At 61.7% G+C, this 15,549-nt stretch carries 16 protein-coding genes; 9 read left to right on the forward strand and 7 right to left on the reverse strand.

The window, feature by feature from the left end:
• Window positions 1–94 precede the first annotated feature (94 nt).
• From C4J84_RS00120 to betC, 3 genes are all read right to left on the reverse strand, one after another.
• Window positions 95–1,663 (reverse strand): SulP family inorganic anion transporter, encoded by a 1,569-nt coding sequence (locus tag C4J84_RS00120; protein WP_124434743.1) that lies wholly within the window; start codon window positions 1,661–1,663, stop codon window positions 95–97.
• A 183-nt stretch (window positions 1,664–1,846) separates the two neighbouring features.
• Window positions 1,847–2,761, reverse strand: a complete 915-nt coding sequence (choX, locus tag C4J84_RS00130; protein ID WP_124434744.1) for a choline ABC transporter substrate-binding protein — start codon at window positions 2,759–2,761, stop codon at window positions 1,847–1,849.
• Between the two features lie 16 nt (window positions 2,762–2,777).
• Window positions 2,778–4,292, reverse strand: coding sequence for a choline-sulfatase (betC, locus tag C4J84_RS00135; RefSeq protein WP_124434745.1), 1,515 nt, complete (start codon window positions 4,290–4,292; stop codon window positions 2,778–2,780).
• Window positions 4,293–4,395: 103 nt separating this feature from the next.
• Between betC and C4J84_RS00140 the strand changes: the two genes are divergently transcribed.
• The 6 genes from C4J84_RS00140 to C4J84_RS00165 all read left to right on the forward strand — a co-directional run bounded on the left by C4J84_RS00140 (window position 4,396) and on the right by C4J84_RS00165 (window position 10,137).
• Window positions 4,396–5,346: a LysR family transcriptional regulator gene (locus C4J84_RS00140; protein WP_124434746.1), complete on the forward strand. Its 951-nt coding sequence runs from the start codon at window positions 4,396–4,398 to the stop codon at window positions 5,344–5,346.
• Window positions 5,347–5,376: 30 nt separating this feature from the next.
• A complete protein-coding gene (locus C4J84_RS00145) occupies window positions 5,377–5,703 on the forward strand; it encodes a DOPA 4,5-dioxygenase family protein (RefSeq protein WP_124360599.1) in 327 nt (108 codons plus the stop codon).
• A 164-nt stretch (window positions 5,704–5,867) separates the two neighbouring features.
• The gene (locus C4J84_RS00150; protein WP_124434747.1) at window positions 5,868–6,827 is read left to right on the forward strand and encodes a 2-dehydro-3-deoxygalactonokinase; all 960 of its coding nucleotides are present in this window, start codon (window positions 5,868–5,870) and stop codon (window positions 6,825–6,827) included.
• 1 nt (window position 6,828) lies between these two features.
• Window positions 6,829–7,449, forward strand: coding sequence for a 2-dehydro-3-deoxy-6-phosphogalactonate aldolase (locus C4J84_RS00155; protein WP_124369058.1), 621 nt, complete (start codon window positions 6,829–6,831; stop codon window positions 7,447–7,449).
• 48 nt (window positions 7,450–7,497) lie between these two features.
• Window positions 7,498–8,646, forward strand: a complete 1,149-nt coding sequence (dgoD, locus tag C4J84_RS00160) for a galactonate dehydratase (protein ID WP_003170741.1) — start codon at window positions 7,498–7,500, stop codon at window positions 8,644–8,646.
• A 180-nt stretch (window positions 8,647–8,826) separates the two neighbouring features.
• The gene (locus tag C4J84_RS00165) at window positions 8,827–10,137 is read left to right on the forward strand and encodes an MFS transporter (protein ID WP_124369060.1); all 1,311 of its coding nucleotides are present in this window, start codon (window positions 8,827–8,829) and stop codon (window positions 10,135–10,137) included.
• Between the two features lie 57 nt (window positions 10,138–10,194).
• Here C4J84_RS00165 and trpA read toward each other — a convergent pair whose 3' ends face one another.
• Both trpA and trpB read right to left on the reverse strand, forming a co-directional pair.
• Window positions 10,195–11,004 (reverse strand): tryptophan synthase subunit alpha, encoded by an 810-nt coding sequence (gene trpA / locus C4J84_RS00170; protein WP_124434748.1) that lies wholly within the window; start codon window positions 11,002–11,004, stop codon window positions 10,195–10,197.
• Window positions 11,004–12,230 (reverse strand): tryptophan synthase subunit beta, encoded by a 1,227-nt coding sequence (gene trpB, locus C4J84_RS00175; protein ID WP_124434749.1) that lies wholly within the window; start codon window positions 12,228–12,230, stop codon window positions 11,004–11,006. The genes trpA and trpB overlap by 1 nt, the downstream gene beginning before the upstream one ends.
• 110 nt (window positions 12,231–12,340) lie before the next feature.
• Here trpB and C4J84_RS00180 point away from each other — a divergent pair, with 110 nt between their 5' ends.
• Window positions 12,341–13,237: a LysR family transcriptional regulator gene (locus C4J84_RS00180; protein WP_124434750.1), complete on the forward strand. Its 897-nt coding sequence runs from the start codon at window positions 12,341–12,343 to the stop codon at window positions 13,235–13,237.
• Here C4J84_RS00180 and C4J84_RS00185 read toward each other — a convergent pair.
• Window positions 13,234–13,560 carry a YqjD family protein gene (locus C4J84_RS00185; protein ID WP_003170746.1) on the reverse strand — a complete coding sequence of 109 codons (327 nt, stop codon included), beginning with the start codon at window positions 13,558–13,560 and terminating at the stop codon, window positions 13,234–13,236. The genes C4J84_RS00180 and C4J84_RS00185 overlap by 4 nt on opposite strands.
• A 157-nt stretch (window positions 13,561–13,717) precedes the next feature.
• Here C4J84_RS00185 and C4J84_RS00190 point away from each other — a divergent pair, with 157 nt between their 5' ends.
• The gene (locus C4J84_RS00190; protein ID WP_065886743.1) at window positions 13,718–13,933 is read left to right on the forward strand and encodes a dodecin; all 216 of its coding nucleotides are present in this window, start codon (window positions 13,718–13,720) and stop codon (window positions 13,931–13,933) included.
• Between the two features lie 116 nt (window positions 13,934–14,049).
• Complete coding sequence (locus C4J84_RS00195) at window positions 14,050–14,274, forward strand: DUF1161 domain-containing protein (protein ID WP_124402577.1); 225 nt, start codon at window positions 14,050–14,052, stop codon at window positions 14,272–14,274.
• Window positions 14,275–14,426: 152 nt separating this feature from the next.
• On the opposite strand, the gene C4J84_RS00200 is transcribed toward C4J84_RS00195, so the two are convergent.
• On the reverse strand, window positions 14,427–15,428 hold the full coding sequence (locus C4J84_RS00200) for an LLM class flavin-dependent oxidoreductase (protein ID WP_124434751.1): 1,002 nt from the start codon (window positions 15,426–15,428) through the stop codon (window positions 14,427–14,429).
• Window positions 15,429–15,549 lie beyond the last annotated feature (121 nt).

Raw genomic sequence — 15,549 nt, forward strand, 5'->3', positions numbered from 1 at the left:
GGGGGCTTGCTCCCGATAGCGGTGTTTCAGTCAACATATGAGTAGTTGACAGACCGCAATCGGGAGCAAGCCCCCTCCCACAGTTTGATCGCGTTCAGTCTTCGAAATGGATGGGGCACTTGTCTGGCCCTTCCAGTTTCTTCAACTCTTCAACGACTTGTGGCCTGGCGCCACGCAAGGTCAGGCTACGTCCGTGCCGCTTCAACCGCCGCGCCTCCTGATGCAGCATCTCCACCCCGGAATAGTCGATGAAGTTGATCTGCTGCGACTCGATCACTATCCGCTCGCCCTGCAGACTCTGCAGGCGCACTTGCAGGTAGTGGCTGGCGCCAAAAAAGATCGAGCCACCCACTCGCAATACATCCTCGTCACCGTCGCGCCACTGCTGAATGCGCGGTTGCGAGGTGCGCTTGAGGTAGAAAAACAGCGATGCAAGTACCCCCGCATAAATCGCCGTTTGCAATTCCAACAGCAAGGTGGCGATACACGTCAGGCCCATCACCACAAATTCGGCGCGGCTCACACGGAACAACGCACGGATGCCTCGGCGGTCCACCAGCCCCCAGCAGATCAGCAGGATGCTCGCCGCCATGCTTGGGATCGGAATGTGTGCGATCAGCCCCGCGCCAAACAGCGCGAACAGCGCCACCCAGAGCGCGGAAAACACGCCGGCCAATGGCGAACAGGCACCCGCCTCATAGCTGAGGCCGGACCGGGTGAAGGAGCCCGCCGACACATACCCGGAGAAAAATCCGCCGATGATATTGGATAAACCCTGGGCTCGGACTTCCTGATTCGCGTCGAGCAATTGTTGGGAACGCGCCGACAGTGAACGCGCAATCGACAGGCTGGTCACCAGCCCCAGCATGCCCACTGCCACGGCACTTGGTAGCAGACGCAAGATCGTATCCAGATCCATTGGCAATGGGCGCAAGGGCGGCAGCTGGCCGATAAACGCACTGACCAACGCCACATGCCCGAACAGCGCCGGCCACAGCCAGGCGGCCAGGCTGCCCAGGGCCAGGGCGATCAACAGCGTCGGCCAGCGTGGCATCAGGTATTTGAGCAGCGCGCCCACCAGCAAAGTGACCATGCCCAGGACGAGCGAGGCGCGGTCCCACTCGCCGGCATGCTCGAGCAGCGCCAGCAGGCTGTTGATGGCGGTGGCCTGGCTCGCAAGCTCCAGCCCCAGCAGGTTGGGCAACTGCCCGAGGGCAATTACGACGGCGGCGCCGAGGGTGAAACCGAGTACCACGGAATGGGAGACGAAATTCACCAGCGCGCCGAAGCGCAGCATGCCCAATAGCCACTGGAAAACGCCGGCGAGGAAGGTCAGCAGCAGGATCAAGGTGACGTAATCCTGGGAGCCCGGCACCGCCAGCGGGCTGATACTGGCGTAGAGCACGATGGAGATCGCCGCGGTAGGACCGCAGATCAGGTGCCAGGACGAACCCCACAGGCAAGCGATCAATACCGGGATGATTGCGGCGTACAGGCCGTATTCGGGTGGGAGACCAGCGATGAGCGCGTAAGCAATCGACTGCGGCAAGGCGAGCACGGCACCGCTGAGGCCAACCACCGCGTCCCGGCCGACGCTGGCGTGGGTTTGGCGCGGGAGCCAACTCAGAAAAGGAAAGAGTGTGTGACGGTTGGGCCGGGGCATCGCGAGCTCGGATAAAAAGGTTTGAGCTAGGGTATCAGGCTGCCACTGATCGTTCCCCCGCTCTGCGTGGGAATGCCTCATGTGACGCTCCGCGTCACGGTTTTAAAGCGGACGCAGAGCGTCCAGGAATGCATTCCCACGCGGAGCGTGGGAACGATCGCATCATTTGGATCGTGGTGTGTCTTAGAGTTTGGCTTTCACAGCGGCCAACGCATCCTGGCCATCCAGCGTCTTCACACCTTCCAGCCACTTGTCCAACACCGCCGGATTGGCCTTGATCCAAGCCTTCGCGGCATCCGCATTGCTGACCTTGTTGTTCACCACGTCAGCCATGATGCTGTTCTCCATGGCCTGAGTGAAACTCAGGTTGGTCAGCAGTTTCCCCACATTCGGGCAAGCTTGCGCATAACCCTTGCGGGTCAACGTGTAGACGCTGCCGGTGTCACCAAAATACTTCTCGCCGCCCTTGAGGTAATGCATTTTCAACTGCACATTCATCGGGTGCGGCGTCCAGCCGAGGAAGGTGACGAATTTCTGCTTTTTCACCGCCCGCGTGACTTCGGCGAGCATCGCCTGCTCACTCGACTCGATCAGCTTCCACTGGCCAAGCTCGAAGTCATTTTTCTTGATGATCTCCTGCAGCGAGATATTCGCCGGTGCGCCGGAGCCGATGCCGTAGATCTTCTTGTCGAACTTGTCGGCAAATTTATTCAGGTCGGCAAAATCATGCACGCCGGCTTCCCACACGTAGTCCGGTACGGCGAGGGTGAACTCGGTGCCGTCGAGGTTCTTCGCCAGTTGCACCACCTCGCCGTTCGCCACGAACTTGTCATAGAAGCCTTGCTGCGCCGGCATCCAGTTGCCCATGAACACGTCGACCTGGCCGTCCCTGAGCCCGCCGAAGGTAATCGGCACTGCCAGGGTGTCGACCTTGGCTTTGTAGCCCATGCCGCTCAGCAGAAAACCGGTGATGGCGTTGGTCGCCGCGATGTCGCTCCAGCCGGGGTCGGCCATTTTCACCGTTTCACAACTGGCGTCCGCGTAGGCATTGGCGCTGCTCAACGCCAGAATGCCCAGCACAACCGTTAATTTTTGCATGGCCTTCCCTCTGTATTTATTGGTTTTGGCAGGGTTGTGGATAACGTGCCTTGCGCTCCAGGTCGTCGAGGTCGATATGGTTGCGCATGTACTGCTGACTGGCGTCTACCAGAGGCTGGTGATCCCAGCTCTTCAGCTTGCCGTGGGTCAGTGCCTCGAATACCAGGCGACGGCGGCGTTGGCTGGCGAGCACCTGCTGGTGGATCGCCGGGATGTCCCATTTGGCCCGCGCTTCGTTCAAAAACGCCTCGAACAGTGGCCGGTGTTCCGGTGACTGGCTGAGGTTCTCCCGCTCGTGCGGGTCGTTGTGCACATCGAACAGCAGACAAGGGTCGTCTTCGCTGTAGATGAATTTGTAGGCGCCTCGGCGAATCATCATCAGCGGGCTGATGGTGCCTTCGGCCATGTATTCGCCGAACACTTCGTCGTGTCCGCCCTCGCCTTTGAGGTGCGGCAGCAGCGAACGGCCATCCAGTGGCAGGCGTGGGTCCAGATCGCCGCCGGCCAATTCCACCAGGGTCGGCAACAGGTCGGCGGTCGAGACGGCCTGGGTCACGCGGCGCGCCGCGAATTGCCCTGGCGCACTGACCAGCAGCGGCACCCGGGCGGCCATCTCGAACCAGTGCATTTTGTACCAGAGGCCACGTTCGCCCAACATGTCGCCGTGGTCGCCGGAGAAGATGATGATGGTGTTATCGGCCAGGCCGGTGTCTTCCAGGGTTTGTAGCAGCTTGCCGACGTTGCTGTCGATGTAGCTGCACGCGCCGAAGTAGGCACGGCGCGCATCGCGGATTTTATCCACAGGCAGCGGCTTGTCCCACAGGTCGTAGACCTTGAGCAAACGCTGGGAGTGCGGGTCGAGATCGCCCTGTACCGGCGTGGCGGGCAAGGGGATATCAGCGTCGTCGTACAGGTCCCAGAACGGCTTGGGAATGGTGTACGGGTCGTGGGGGTGGGTCATCGACACGGTTAGGCAGAACGGTTGCTCGCCGTCTTCGCGGATATGATCGAACAGGTATTGCTGGGCCTTGAACACCACCTCTTCGTCGAAATCCAGCTGGTTGGTACGCACGCATGGCCCGGCTTGCAGCACGGACGCCATGTTGTGGTACCAGGTGGGGCGTACATCCGGTTCATCCCAGTTCACCGCCCATCCGTAGTCCGCCGGGTAGATGTCGCTGGTCAGGCGCTCTTCATAACCGTGCAACTGGTCGGGACCGCAGAAATGCATCTTGCCCGACAGCGCGGTGCGGTAACCGAGGCGCCGCAGGTAGTGGGCGTAAGTGGGTACATCGGCCGGGAAGTCTGCCGCGTTGTCATAGGCGCCGATCTTGCTTGGCAGCTGGCCGCTGACCAAGGTAAAGCGCGAAGGCGCACACAGCGGGCTGTTGCAGTAGGCAGCGTCGAAGACCACGCCGTGTTCGGCGAGGCGGCTCAGGTTCGGCAACTTGATCGGGGAAGATCCGTAGAAGGGCAGCATCGGTGCGGCCATTTGATCGGCCATGATGAAAAGAATGTTCTTGCGCTTCATGGGTTCTCGGCATTCCATAGGCAGTGTTTATGCGAATGAGCATGCAACCCGTTGACCGCGTGGTAAAGCCCATGAAGAACAATGCCTAGGATAAGCACAGCTTATGTATGAAGCGCTTGGCGACCTCTCCCTCGACCTGCTGCGCGCGTTCGAAGTGGCGGCGCGTCAGCGCAGTTTCACTGCCGCCGCGATGGAGCTGGGCACCACTCAGCCGGCCATCAGCCAGCAGATCAAACGCCTCGAAGAGCAGCTGGCGATCCGCTTGTTCGACCGCATCTACCGTGGCATCGAGTTGACCGAAGCGGGCGCCCTGCTGTTCGAACACGTCCAGGCCGGCCTGGACGCCATTAACCTGGGCTTGAGCACCGTCACCGAGCAAGACCAGCACGAAGTGCTGCAAGTGGCCACCGACTTCGCCTTCGCCGCCTACTGGCTGATGCCGCGCCTGCATCGTTTCCACCAGGCCAACCCGCAGGTGGATGTGAGCCTGGTGACCAGCGAGCGCAACCACGCCAGCCTGCGCAGTGACATCGACGTGGCGGTGCTGTTTGGTGACGGACGCTTCAAGCAAGGCGACAGCCTGTGGCTGTTCAACGAGGAAGTGTTCCCGGTGTGCAGCCCGCAGTGGCTCAAGCACCAGGCCACCGCACTGACGGTGCAGACTCTGCCGGACTACCCGTTGCTGCACTTGCGCCAGGAAAACAACCGCCACTGGTTCGACTGGGCCGGCGTGTTTCGCGAGCTGGGAATCAGCGCCGCGCCCACCCCTGGCCAATTGCGCTTCGACAATTACACGCTGTTGATCCAGGCGGCCATTGCCGGCCAGGGTGTCGCGATCGGCTGGCGCCACTTGGTGGATGACCTGCTGGAGCAGCAATGGTTGTGCCGGCCGATCAGCGACACGGTGATCTCGCGTTTCGGCTATTACGTGGTGCAGCCCCAGCGCAAGCGTCGTCGCCAGTTGGTCGAACGGTTTGTCGATTGGCTGGTGGCGGAGCAGGCCAGCAGCGCGCAGTCATTGACCGGGCTGGCCCTGCCGTCGATTGCGGTCTAGGATCGCTGCACAGTGGAACCGGAGTCCGGCATGCAACGTATCAAGGGCTATCACGCCCATATCTACTTCGACGCCAGCACGATCGACCAGGCGCGCACCTTGTGTGAAGACGCGGCAGCGCTCTTTCCGCTGCGCATGGGGCGCGTGCATGAGCGTCCGGTAGGCCCACACCCAGACTGGAGTTGCCAGCTGGCGTTCGAGCCGGAATACATCGGCGTGGTGCTGCCCTGGCTGGCGCTGCATCGCAATGGCCTGGTGGTGTTCCTGCACCCTGACACCGGCGATGACCTGAAGGACCACACCGATTACGCGGTCTGGATGGGTGCGATGCGCGAGCTGGATTTGTCTATTTTTTAACCGTTATTTGCTGACGCAATTCGCATCTTCCTAAGGATGTGTAAGATTTTACGCGCTTATCTCCCAATATATGGGACTGTTATTTATATATTGAGATGTTGCCAGGCATAGGTTTATATTCGCCCATCTGCTTTTTTCAGCACCCACTCATTTCAGGTGAAGCGATGCAGGCGCAATTGATCGCGCTCGATTGGGGAACCAGCTCCCTTCGTGCTTACAAACTAGGCCCCGCCGGCGTGGTGCTGGAACAACGCTCACTGGCGTCGGGCATCATGCATTTGCCCAGTGAACCGCGTGACATCGCGGGGGTGCGCTGCAGCAATGGCTTTGAGTTGGCATTCGATAGCGCCTGCGGGGATTGGCTCGACGCCCAGCCCGAACTGCCGGTGATCGCCTGCGGCATGGTGGGTAGCGCACAGGGTTGGAGCGAAGCGGCTTATCGCAACACCCCGGTGGATGTTGCCAGCCTGGGCCAGGCACTGCACAAGGTGCGCAGCCTGCGTGGCGTCGATGTGCATATCGTGCCGGGCGTGATCGAACAGGTCGGCCTGCCCAATGTGATGCGCGGCGAAGAAACCCAGGTACTCGGTGTACTGCACGGGCTCGCTACCGACGTACTGATCGGCCTGCCGGGCAGCCATTCCAAATGGGTCGAGGTGGTCGAGGGCTGTATCACGCACTTCGACACGTTCATGACCGGCGAGCTGTTCGCCATATTGAGCAAGCACAGCATCCTGGGACGTACCCAGCAATCATCGGAACATTTCCACACCGAGGCGTTTGACCGAGGCGTGGCTGTCGCGCTGTCGGCGGACGGCCAGCGCGGCGTGCTCTCGACCCTGTTCAGTGCGCGCACCCTCGGGCTGACCGCCGAACTTACGCCTGAGCAGCAGCCCGACTACCTGTCCGGCCTGCTGATCGGCCATGAACTCGCCGGTTTACCCGACAGCGCCAAACGCAAGCCGATCATCCTGGTCGGCGCCGCCCCTCTCTGCGCCCGCTATCAACGCGCCCTCGCCCAGTGCGGCTTCGCCCACGTCAGCCTGGCGCAGGAAGCCAGCGAGCGCGGCTTGTGGCAACTGGCCGAGGCGGCCGGGCTCACTCAACCTGTAACGGAGGCCTGACATGCTCAAGAAAGCACTCGCACAAAACGGTTTGATCGCGATCCTGCGCGGTGTGCGTCCGGACGAAGCCCAAGCTGTCGGCCAGGTACTGTACCAGGCCGGTTTTCGCGTGATCGAGGTGCCGCTGAACTCGCCGGACCCCTACACCAGCATCCGGACCCTGCGCGACAGCCTGCCCGCCGATTGTCTGATCGGTGCCGGTACGGTGTTGACGCCCGAGCAGGTCGAGCAGGTCAAAGCCGCCGGCGGCCAAGTGATCGTCATGCCGCACAGCGATGCCAAGGTATTGCGTGCGGCGAAAGCGGCGGGCCTGTACCTGTCACCGGGCGTGGCCACGCCGACCGAGGCCTTTGCCGCACTGGCCGAAGGCGCCGACGTGCTGAAGCTGTTTCCGGCCGAGCAAATGGGCCCGGCGGTGATCAAGGCGTGGCTCGCAGTATTGCCGGCGGGCACGTTGCTGCTGCCGGTAGGCGGTATCACCCCGGACAACATGCAGGTATTCACCGACGCCGGTGCCAAAGGTTTCGGGCTGGGCTCGGGCTTGTTCAAGCCGGGCATGTCCGTGGAGCAGGTCGCGAGCCGCGCCCAGGCGTATGTCGCAGCCTGGAAAGCCCTGGGCTGATTTCAAGTTCCGCGCCTGCTGGCGCCGCATCTACAAGAGAGATAACAGATGAAAATCACCAAACTGACGACCTTCATCGTCCCGCCGCGCTGGTGCTTCCTCAAGGTCGAAACCGACCAGGGTGTCACCGGCTGGGGTGAGCCCGTGGTTGAAGGCCGCGCCCACACTGTGGCTGCTGCCGTCGAAGAATTGTCCGACTACCTGATCGGTAAAGACCCACGCAATATCGAAGACATCTGGACCGTGCTCTACCGCGGCGGTTTCTACCGCGGTGGCGCGGTGCACATGAGCGCCCTCGCCGGTATCGACCAGGCGTTGTGGGACATCAAGGGCAAGGCCCTGGGTGTTTCCGTCAGCGACCTGCTGGGTGGCCAGGTGCGTGACAAGATCCGCGTGTATTCGTGGATCGGTGGCGACCGCCCGGCGGACACTGCCCGCGCCGCCAAAGAGGCTGTGGCCCGTGGTTTCACTGCGGTGAAAATGAACGGCACCGAAGAGCTGCAGTTCGTCGACAGCTTCGAAAAAGTCGACCTGGCCCTGGCCAACGTCGCCGCCGTGCGCGATGCGGTCGGCCCTAACGTGGGCATCGGCGTCGATTTCCATGGCCGTGTGCACAAGCCGATGGCCAAGGTGCTGATGAAGGAGCTGGACCCGTACAAGCTGATGTTCATCGAAGAGCCGGTGCTCAGCGAAAACTACGAGGCCCTCAAAGAACTCGCACCGCTGACCAGCACCCCGATTGCCCTGGGCGAGCGCCTGTTCTCGCGCTGGGACTTCAAGCGGGTGCTCAGTGAAGGCTACGTCGATATCATTCAGCCGGATGCGTCCCACGCCGGCGGCATCACCGAAACCCGCAAGATCGCCAACATGGCCGAAGCCTACGACGTGGCCCTGGCCCTGCACTGCCCGCTGGGCCCGATTGCCCTGGCGGCCTGCCTGCAACTGGATGCGGTTTGCTACAACGCCTTTATCCAGGAACAAAGCCTGGGCATTCACTACAACGAGAGCAACGACCTGCTCGACTACGTGCGCGACCCCGGCGTGTTCGACTATGACCAGGGCTTCGTGAAGATCCCCAACGGGCCGGGCCTGGGCATTGAGATCAACGAGGAATATGTGATCGAGCGCGCGGCCATTGGTCATCGCTGGCGCAACCCGATCTGGCGCCATGCTGACGGCAGTTTTGCCGAGTGGTGATTTCCAACTGATCGAACACGGTTAGAAATGTGGGAGGGGGCTTGCCCCCGATGGCTGAGTGTCAGGCAACACTTTGGCGGCAGGTTTACCGCTATCGGGGGCAAGCCCCCTCCCACATTTTGATCCGGTTTCTTCAGTCAGTCCTATTCAGCCCTCAATAAACACAAGAAGAGGCACCCCATGCATCCTGAACCCTCAAGCGGACAGGCTTCCTTAGTCACGCCTAGCCGAAAGCGCTTCTTTATCATGGTGCTGCTATTCATCACCGTGGTGATCAACTACCTCGACCGCAGCAACCTGTCGATTGCCGCCCCTGCGCTGACCAGCGAGCTGGGCATCGACCCGGTCCATGTCGGGCTGATTTTCTCGGCGTTCGGCTGGACCTACGCCGCCATGCAGATTCCTGGCGGCTGGCTGGTAGACCGCGTGCCCCCGCGCATTCTCTACACTGCGGCCCTGCTGCTGTGGTCGATCGCCACCGTCATGCTCGGCTTTGCCGCCAGCTTCATCGCTTTGTTCGTGTTGCGCATGGCCGTCGGCGCCCTGGAAGCCCCGGCCTACCCGATCAACAGCCGGGTCGTGACCACCTGGTTTCCCGAGCGCGAGCGCGCCACGGCGATTGGCGTCTACACCTCCGGGCAGTTCGTCGGGCTGGCGTTTCTCACCCCCGTGCTGGCCTGGCTGCAGCATGCGTTCGGTTGGCACATGGTGTTCGTCGCCACCGGGGGCGTCGGCATCCTATGGGCGGTGATCTGGTATGCGGTGTATCGCGAGCCCAAGGATTTCAAAGGCGCCAACGCGGCGGAAATCCAGCTGATCCGCGACGGCGGCGGCCTGGTGGATATGCAGGCACAAGCGACCAAGGCGCCGTTCAGTTGGGTCGACCTCGGCATCGTGCTGAGCAAGCGCAAGTTGTGGGGCATCTACCTGGGGCAGTTTTGCCTGAACTCGACCCTGTGGTTTTTCCTGACCTGGTTCCCGACCTACCTGGTGAAGTATCGCGGGATGGACTTCATCAAGTCCGGCCTGCTGGCCTCGCTGCCGTTTCTGGCGGCGTTCGTCGGCGTGCTGTGCTCGGGGATTTTCTCCGATTGGCTGATTCGCCGGGGCGCCTCGGTGGGCTTTGCGCGCAAGTTGCCGATCATTGGCGGGCTGCTGATTTCCACCGCGATCATCGGCGCCAACTACGTGGACTCCACAGCCTGGGTGATTGCCTTCCTGGCGCTGGCGTTTTTCGGCAATGGCCTGGCGTCGATCACCTGGTCGCTGGTGTCCACGCTTGCCCCCGCACGGCTGTTGGGCCTGACCGGTGGCGTGTTCAACTTCATCGGCAACCTGTCGGCCATTGCCACGCCGATCGTGATTGGCTTTCTCGCCAGCGGTGATTCGTTTGCGCCAGCGATTACCTACATTGCGGTGCTGGCGTTGCTTGGGGCGCTGTCCTACGTGTTGCTGGTGGGCAAGGTCGAGCGGATCGAGCTGAACGAATAACCTGTGGCGAGGGAGCTCCGCCTCACAGCGAGCTCCCTGGTGACTGCTTACGGGCGCTTACTTACGGGCGTTACGCACGCCTTGCGACAGCGCCGCGCAATGACTCAATACCCCATCGATCGCTTGCTGGTCGCTGCTGGCGTTGGCGATGTGATCGATCAGCGCAGAACCCACCACAACACCGTCCGCCAGGCGCGCGATGGCCGCCGCTTGCTCCGGTGTACGGATACCGAAGCCGATGCTGATCGGCAGGTCAGTGTGGCGACGCAGGCGGGCGACGGCCTCCTCGACGTGTTCCAGGGTCGCGGCGCCGGCACCGGTCACCCCGGCCACCGACACGTAGTACACAAAGCCGGAGCTGCCATTGAGTACGGTCGGCAGGCGCACATCGTCTGTGGTCGGGGTGGTCAGGCGGATAAAGTCGATGCCAGCGGCCTGGGCCGGGTCGCAGAGCTCGCCGTTATGCTCGGGCGGCATGTCGACCACGATCAGGCCATCGACCCCGGCCTCCTTGGCGTCGGCAATGAACTGCGGCACGCCGTATTTGTGGATCGGGTTGAAGTAACCCATCAACACCAGCGGCGTGTCGTTGTTGTCCCTGCGGAACTCGCGGACCATCTGCAGGGTTTTGGCCAGGTTCTGCCTGGCTTCCAGCGCACGGATGTTGGCCAACTGGATCGCCGGGCCATCAGCCATCGGGTCGGTGAACGGCATGCCCAGCTCGATCACGTCGGCGCCAGCGGCTGGCAAGCCCTTGAGGATGGCCAGCGAGGTGTCATAACCCGGGTCGCCGGCGGTGACGAAAGTCACCAGGGCGGCACGGTTTTGTTCTTTCAGCTGTGCAAAGCGGGTGTGCAGGCGGCTCATCAGTGTTTCTCCTGCTGGGAGGTTTGCATATGGTGCATCACCGTCTGCATGTCTTTGTCGCCACGGCCGGACAGGTTGACCACCATCAGGTGATCGGCAGGCAAGGTCGGCGCGCGCTTGAACACTTCAGCCAGGGCGTGTGCGCTTTCCAGCGCCGGAATAATCCCTTCCAGGCGGCAGCATTTGTGGAAGGCGTCGAGGGCTTCGTCGTCTGTCACCGAGGTGTACTGGACGCGGCCGATGTCATGCAACCAGGCGTGTTCAGGGCCGATGCCGGGGTAGTCCAAGCCTGCGGAAATCGAGTGGGCGTCGATGATCTGGCCGTCGTCGTCCTGCAGCAGGAAGGTGCGGTTGCCGTGCAGTACACCGGGTACTCCGCCGTTGAGGCTGGCGGCGTGCTTGCCGGTTTCGATGCCGTGGCCGGCCGCTTCAACGCCGATGATTTCGACGCTGGTGTCATCCAGGAACGGGTGGAACAGGCCCATGGCGTTGGAGCCGCCACCGATGCACGCCACCAGGCTGTCTGGCAGGCGGCCTTCCTGGGCTTGCAGCTGGGTGCGGGTTTCCTTGCCGATGACGGCCTGGAAGTCGCGCACCATCGCCGGGTACGGGTGCGGGCCGGCCACGGTACCGATCAGGTAGAAGGTGCTGTCGACGTTGGTTACCCAGTCACGCAGGGCTTCGTTCATGGCGTCTTTCAGGGTGCCGGTGCCGGCGACCACGGGGACCACTTCGGCGCCCAGCAGCTTCATGCGGAACACGTTGGCCTGTTGGCGCTCAATGTCGGTGGTGCCCATGTAGATCACGCATTGCAGGCCAAAGCGCGCGGCGACGGTGGCGGTAGCCACGCCGTGCATGCCGGCGCCGGTCTCGGCGATGATGCGTTTCTTGCCCATGCGCCGTGCCAGCAGGATCTGGCCGATGCAATTGTTGATCTTGTGCGCGCCGGTATGGTTCAGCTCTTCGCGCTTGAGGTAGATCTTGGCGCCGCCGCAGAACTCCGTCAGGCGTTCAGCGAAGTACAGCGGGCTTGGGCGCCCGACATAATCGCGCTGGAAGTAGGCCAATTCTTCGTTGAACGCCGGATCGATCTTGGCCGCTTCGTATTCGCGGGCCAGCTCAAGGATCAACGGCATCAGGGTTTCAGCGACGTAGCGGCCGCCAAACGCGCCGAACAGGCCGTTGGCGTCAGGGCCGTTGCGCAGATCGGTCTGGGACTGAGTCATGGGGCGCTCCAGTAAAGAATGGGTGTAGAAAACAATGAGGGCCACTCTACCCCTGCCGCTCCCGGCTGAAAACCGATAAGATCGCCGAAACCTGTCAGGAAAACTCACAGATGAGCCGAGACCTTCCGCCGCTCAACGCGTTGCGCGCGTTTGAAGCCACCGCCCGCCTCAGCAGCGTCAGCCAGGCGGCCGAGCAATTGCACGTCACCCACGGCGCAGTCAGTCGCCAGTTGAAAGTGCTGGAAGAACACTTGGGCGTCAGCCTGTTCGTCAAGGATGGGCGCGGCCTTAAACTCACAGATGCCGGGGCCAGGCTGCGCGATGTCAGTGCCGAGGCGTTTGAACGTCTGCGGGATGTTTGCGCCGAACTCAGCCAAAACAGCGCCGATGCACCGTTTGTGCTCGGTTGTTCAGGCAGTTTGCTGGCGCGCTGGTTTATTCCGCGCTTGGGGCGCTTGAATGCGGACCTGCCGGACTTGCGTCTGCACCTGTCGGCGGGCGAAGGCGATCTGGACCCGCGACGCCCAGGGCTGGATGCCCTGCTGGTCTTCGCCGAGCCACCGTGGCCGGCCGATATGCAGGTGTATGAGTTGGCAAGCGAGCGTATTGGCCCGGTGATGAGTCCGCGATTTGCAGGTTATGCGAGCCTGCTTCACGCGCCCGCTGCAGCCTTGTGTGGCGAAGCGCTGCTGCACACCACGTCACGTCCCCAGGCCTGGCCGAGTTGGGCGCAGCAACACGCAATCGATCCCGGCGCGCTGAAGCTCGGCCAGGGGTTTGAGCATTTGTATTATTTGCTGGAAGCGGCGGTGGCAGGGCTTGGCGTGGCCATTGCGCCGGAACCGCTGGTGGCAGAGGACCTGCGAGCGGGTCGCCTGGTGGCGCCGTGGGGTTTCAGTGAAACCCCGGCGCACCTGGCGTTGTGGCTACCCAAGCGCGCCGCAGACGGGCGCGCCGGGCAATTGGCGCAGTGGCTCAAGGCTGAGCTGGCGCGCCAACCGGTTTAGTCGCCGCGCTTGCACAGCAGGTAGGCGGCCAGCAGGCCCAGTGCACCTACAGCGACGCCGGCTGTGGTCCACGGGTGCTCTTGGGCGTAGTCCCGAGTAGCGACACCGGTTTCACGGATTTTGACTTTGCTTTCTTCATAGGCGTCGCTGATCAGGTGGCGAGAGTGCTTGAGGGCATTCTCCGCATTGCTTTTCAGGGCCTTCAGCGTTTTGCGCGACTCATCGGATGCGTCATCCTTGAGGCTCTCAAGGGATTTGAGCAGACTCGAAATCTCGGCTTCCATGCTTTCCAGCGACGCTTTGCGTAAAGAAGTGTTGGCCATGTGGACATCTCCTGAAGTGATTGAGTGGCGTGTGTAGATACCGACTGCGGCGGTTTCGGAAAGTGCATTAAATCTGAACTTTCGTAGCCGAGCGGTCGCCTCAAGCAGTACGAATATTCACTGCTAGTCTTGATTGACGACCTACAGGAGAAACACCATGAGCGAACATCACACCTACAAGAAAGTCGAATTGGTGGGCTCATCCACCACCACCATCGAAGATGCGATCCAGAATGCCCTGGCCGAAGCCAGTAAAAGCCTCAAGCATCTGGAATGGTTTGAAGTGACTGAAACCCGTGGGCATATCGAGGATGGCAAGGTTGCGCACTATCAGGTCACCCTGAAGGTGGGATTCCGAATTGCCAGTAGTTGATCGGGCGCGTGGAACTTTGATCGCTGGCCGATTGCCATAACCTGCGCTACACACAATGCATGCCGACGCTGTTAGTGTCGGCATGCTCTTTTCGACCAGCGCAAGGAAAGTATCGGATGAAGAAGTTTCTGTTAGCGGTAGGTTTGTTGAGCATCGCCGGCACGGCCCTGGCGGCGGGCAAGCCTTGTGAAGAGCTGAAAAGCGAATTGGCTGCGAAGCTCGATGCTAAAGGCGTTCAGCACTATTCGCTGGATGTTGTCGACAAAGGTGCAGCAGCCGATGCCAAGGTGATTGGCAGCTGTGATGGCGGCACCAAGGAAATCGTCTACAAGCGCGGTTAAGCCCGTGTTGCAGACCTAAAAACCGACGCACTTGTGGCGAGGGAGCTTGCTCCCGCTGGAGTGCGTAGCGCTCCCTTTTTTTGGGGCCGCTTCGCAGCCCAGCGGGAGCAAGCTCCCTCGCCACAGGCGCGTCGGTTTTTTTCGCCCGGGGTTCAGCCCTTCATCAATTGCGCCAGCAGTTCGTAGGAATGAATCCGGTCGGCATGCTCGTACAGGTCGCAGGTAAAGATCAGTTCATCAGCGCCGGTCTGCTCGATCAGCACCTCCAGTTTGGCGCGGATCTTCGCCGGGCTGCCTACCATCGCCAAGCCGAGGAAACTGCCGACCGCGTCTTTTTCGTGGGGCAACCACAGGCCGTCCATGGTTTTGACCGGTGGCCGCTGCACGAGGCTCTGCCCACGCATCAGTGCGAGAATGCGCTGGTACACCGAGGTGGCAAGGTAGTCAGCTTGTTCATCGGTGTCAGCGGCCACCAGCGGAATGCCAAGCATGACGTAGGGCTTTTCCAGCACGGCCGAAGGCTTGAAGTGATTGCGGTACACGCGAATCGCTTCGTGCATCAGGCGCGGTGCGAAATGTGAGGCGAAGGCGTAAGGCAAGCCACGTTCACCGGCCAATTGCGCGCTGAACAGGCTTGAGCCCAACAGCCATACCGGCACGTTGGTGCCGGTGCCCGGTACCGCGATCACCCGTTGGTCGGGCGTGCGTGGGCCGAGGTAGGCCATCAGTTCGGCCACATCTTCTGGGAAGTCGTCGGCACTGCCGGAGCGTTCACGGCGCAGGGCGCGGGCGGTCATTTGGTCGGAACCGGGCGCACGGCCCAGGCCCAGGTCGATACGGCCGGGGTACAGGCTTTCCAGGGTGCCGAACTGCTCGGCGATCACCAGCGGCGCATGGTTGGGCAGCATCACCCCGCCGGAGCCGACACGGATGGTCGAAGTGCCCCCTGCCAGGTAGCCAAGCAATACTGAAGTGGCCGAGCTGGCGATACCGTCCATATTGTGGTGTTCAGCCACCCAGAAACGGTTGTAGCCGAGTTTTTCCACGTGCTGGGCAAGGTCCAGGGAATTGCGCAGCGATTGCGCCGCACTGCCGTTGGCGCGAACGGGCACCAGGTCGAGGGTCGAATACTTAACGTCGGACAGCGATTTCATAGCCTGCTTCTCCAATGGGGGCGCAGGCTTCTTAGACGAACCAAAACCTGCCGCTTCATGTGCATGTTCTATGCAATGAGGGCATATACCCGAGATTCAATAGCCAACAAGAAATTTCCTA

The organism is Pseudomonas sp. R11-23-07 (assembly GCF_003852295.1).
Lineage (GTDB): Bacteria > Pseudomonadota > Gammaproteobacteria > Pseudomonadales > Pseudomonadaceae > Aquipseudomonas.

Coding starts and splice junctions, on each gene's coding strand:
- C4J84_RS00180 (WP_124434750.1), top strand. CDS start 12,341: ATGAGCCGAGACCTTCCGCCGCTCAACGCGTTGCGCGCGTTTGAAGCC.
- C4J84_RS00155 (WP_124369058.1), top strand. CDS start 6,829: ATGCTCAAGAAAGCACTCGCACAAAACGGTTTGATCGCGATCCTGCGC.
- C4J84_RS00140 (WP_124434746.1), top strand. CDS start 4,396: ATGTATGAAGCGCTTGGCGACCTCTCCCTCGACCTGCTGCGCGCGTTC.
- choX (WP_124434744.1), bottom strand. CDS start 2,761: ATGCAAAAATTAACGGTTGTGCTGGGCATTCTGGCGTTGAGCAGCGCC.
- C4J84_RS00200 (WP_124434751.1), bottom strand. CDS start 15,428: ATGAAATCGCTGTCCGACGTTAAGTATTCGACCCTCGACCTGGTGCCC.
- C4J84_RS00150 (WP_124434747.1), top strand. CDS start 5,868: ATGCAGGCGCAATTGATCGCGCTCGATTGGGGAACCAGCTCCCTTCGT.
- betC (WP_124434745.1), bottom strand. CDS start 4,292: ATGAAGCGCAAGAACATTCTTTTCATCATGGCCGATCAAATGGCCGCA.
- C4J84_RS00120 (WP_124434743.1), bottom strand. CDS start 1,663: ATGCCCCGGCCCAACCGTCACACACTCTTTCCTTTTCTGAGTTGGCTC.
- C4J84_RS00165 (WP_124369060.1), top strand. CDS start 8,827: ATGCATCCTGAACCCTCAAGCGGACAGGCTTCCTTAGTCACGCCTAGC.
- C4J84_RS00145 (WP_124360599.1), top strand. CDS start 5,377: ATGCAACGTATCAAGGGCTATCACGCCCATATCTACTTCGACGCCAGC.
- C4J84_RS00190 (WP_065886743.1), top strand. CDS start 13,718: ATGAGCGAACATCACACCTACAAGAAAGTCGAATTGGTGGGCTCATCC.
- trpA (WP_124434748.1), bottom strand. CDS start 11,004: ATGAGCCGCCTGCACACCCGCTTTGCACAGCTGAAAGAACAAAACCGT.
- trpB (WP_124434749.1), bottom strand. CDS start 12,230: ATGACTCAGTCCCAGACCGATCTGCGCAACGGCCCTGACGCCAACGGC.
- C4J84_RS00185 (WP_003170746.1), bottom strand. CDS start 13,560: ATGGCCAACACTTCTTTACGCAAAGCGTCGCTGGAAAGCATGGAAGCC.
- dgoD (WP_003170741.1), top strand. CDS start 7,498: ATGAAAATCACCAAACTGACGACCTTCATCGTCCCGCCGCGCTGGTGC.
- C4J84_RS00195 (WP_124402577.1), top strand. CDS start 14,050: ATGAAGAAGTTTCTGTTAGCGGTAGGTTTGTTGAGCATCGCCGGCACG.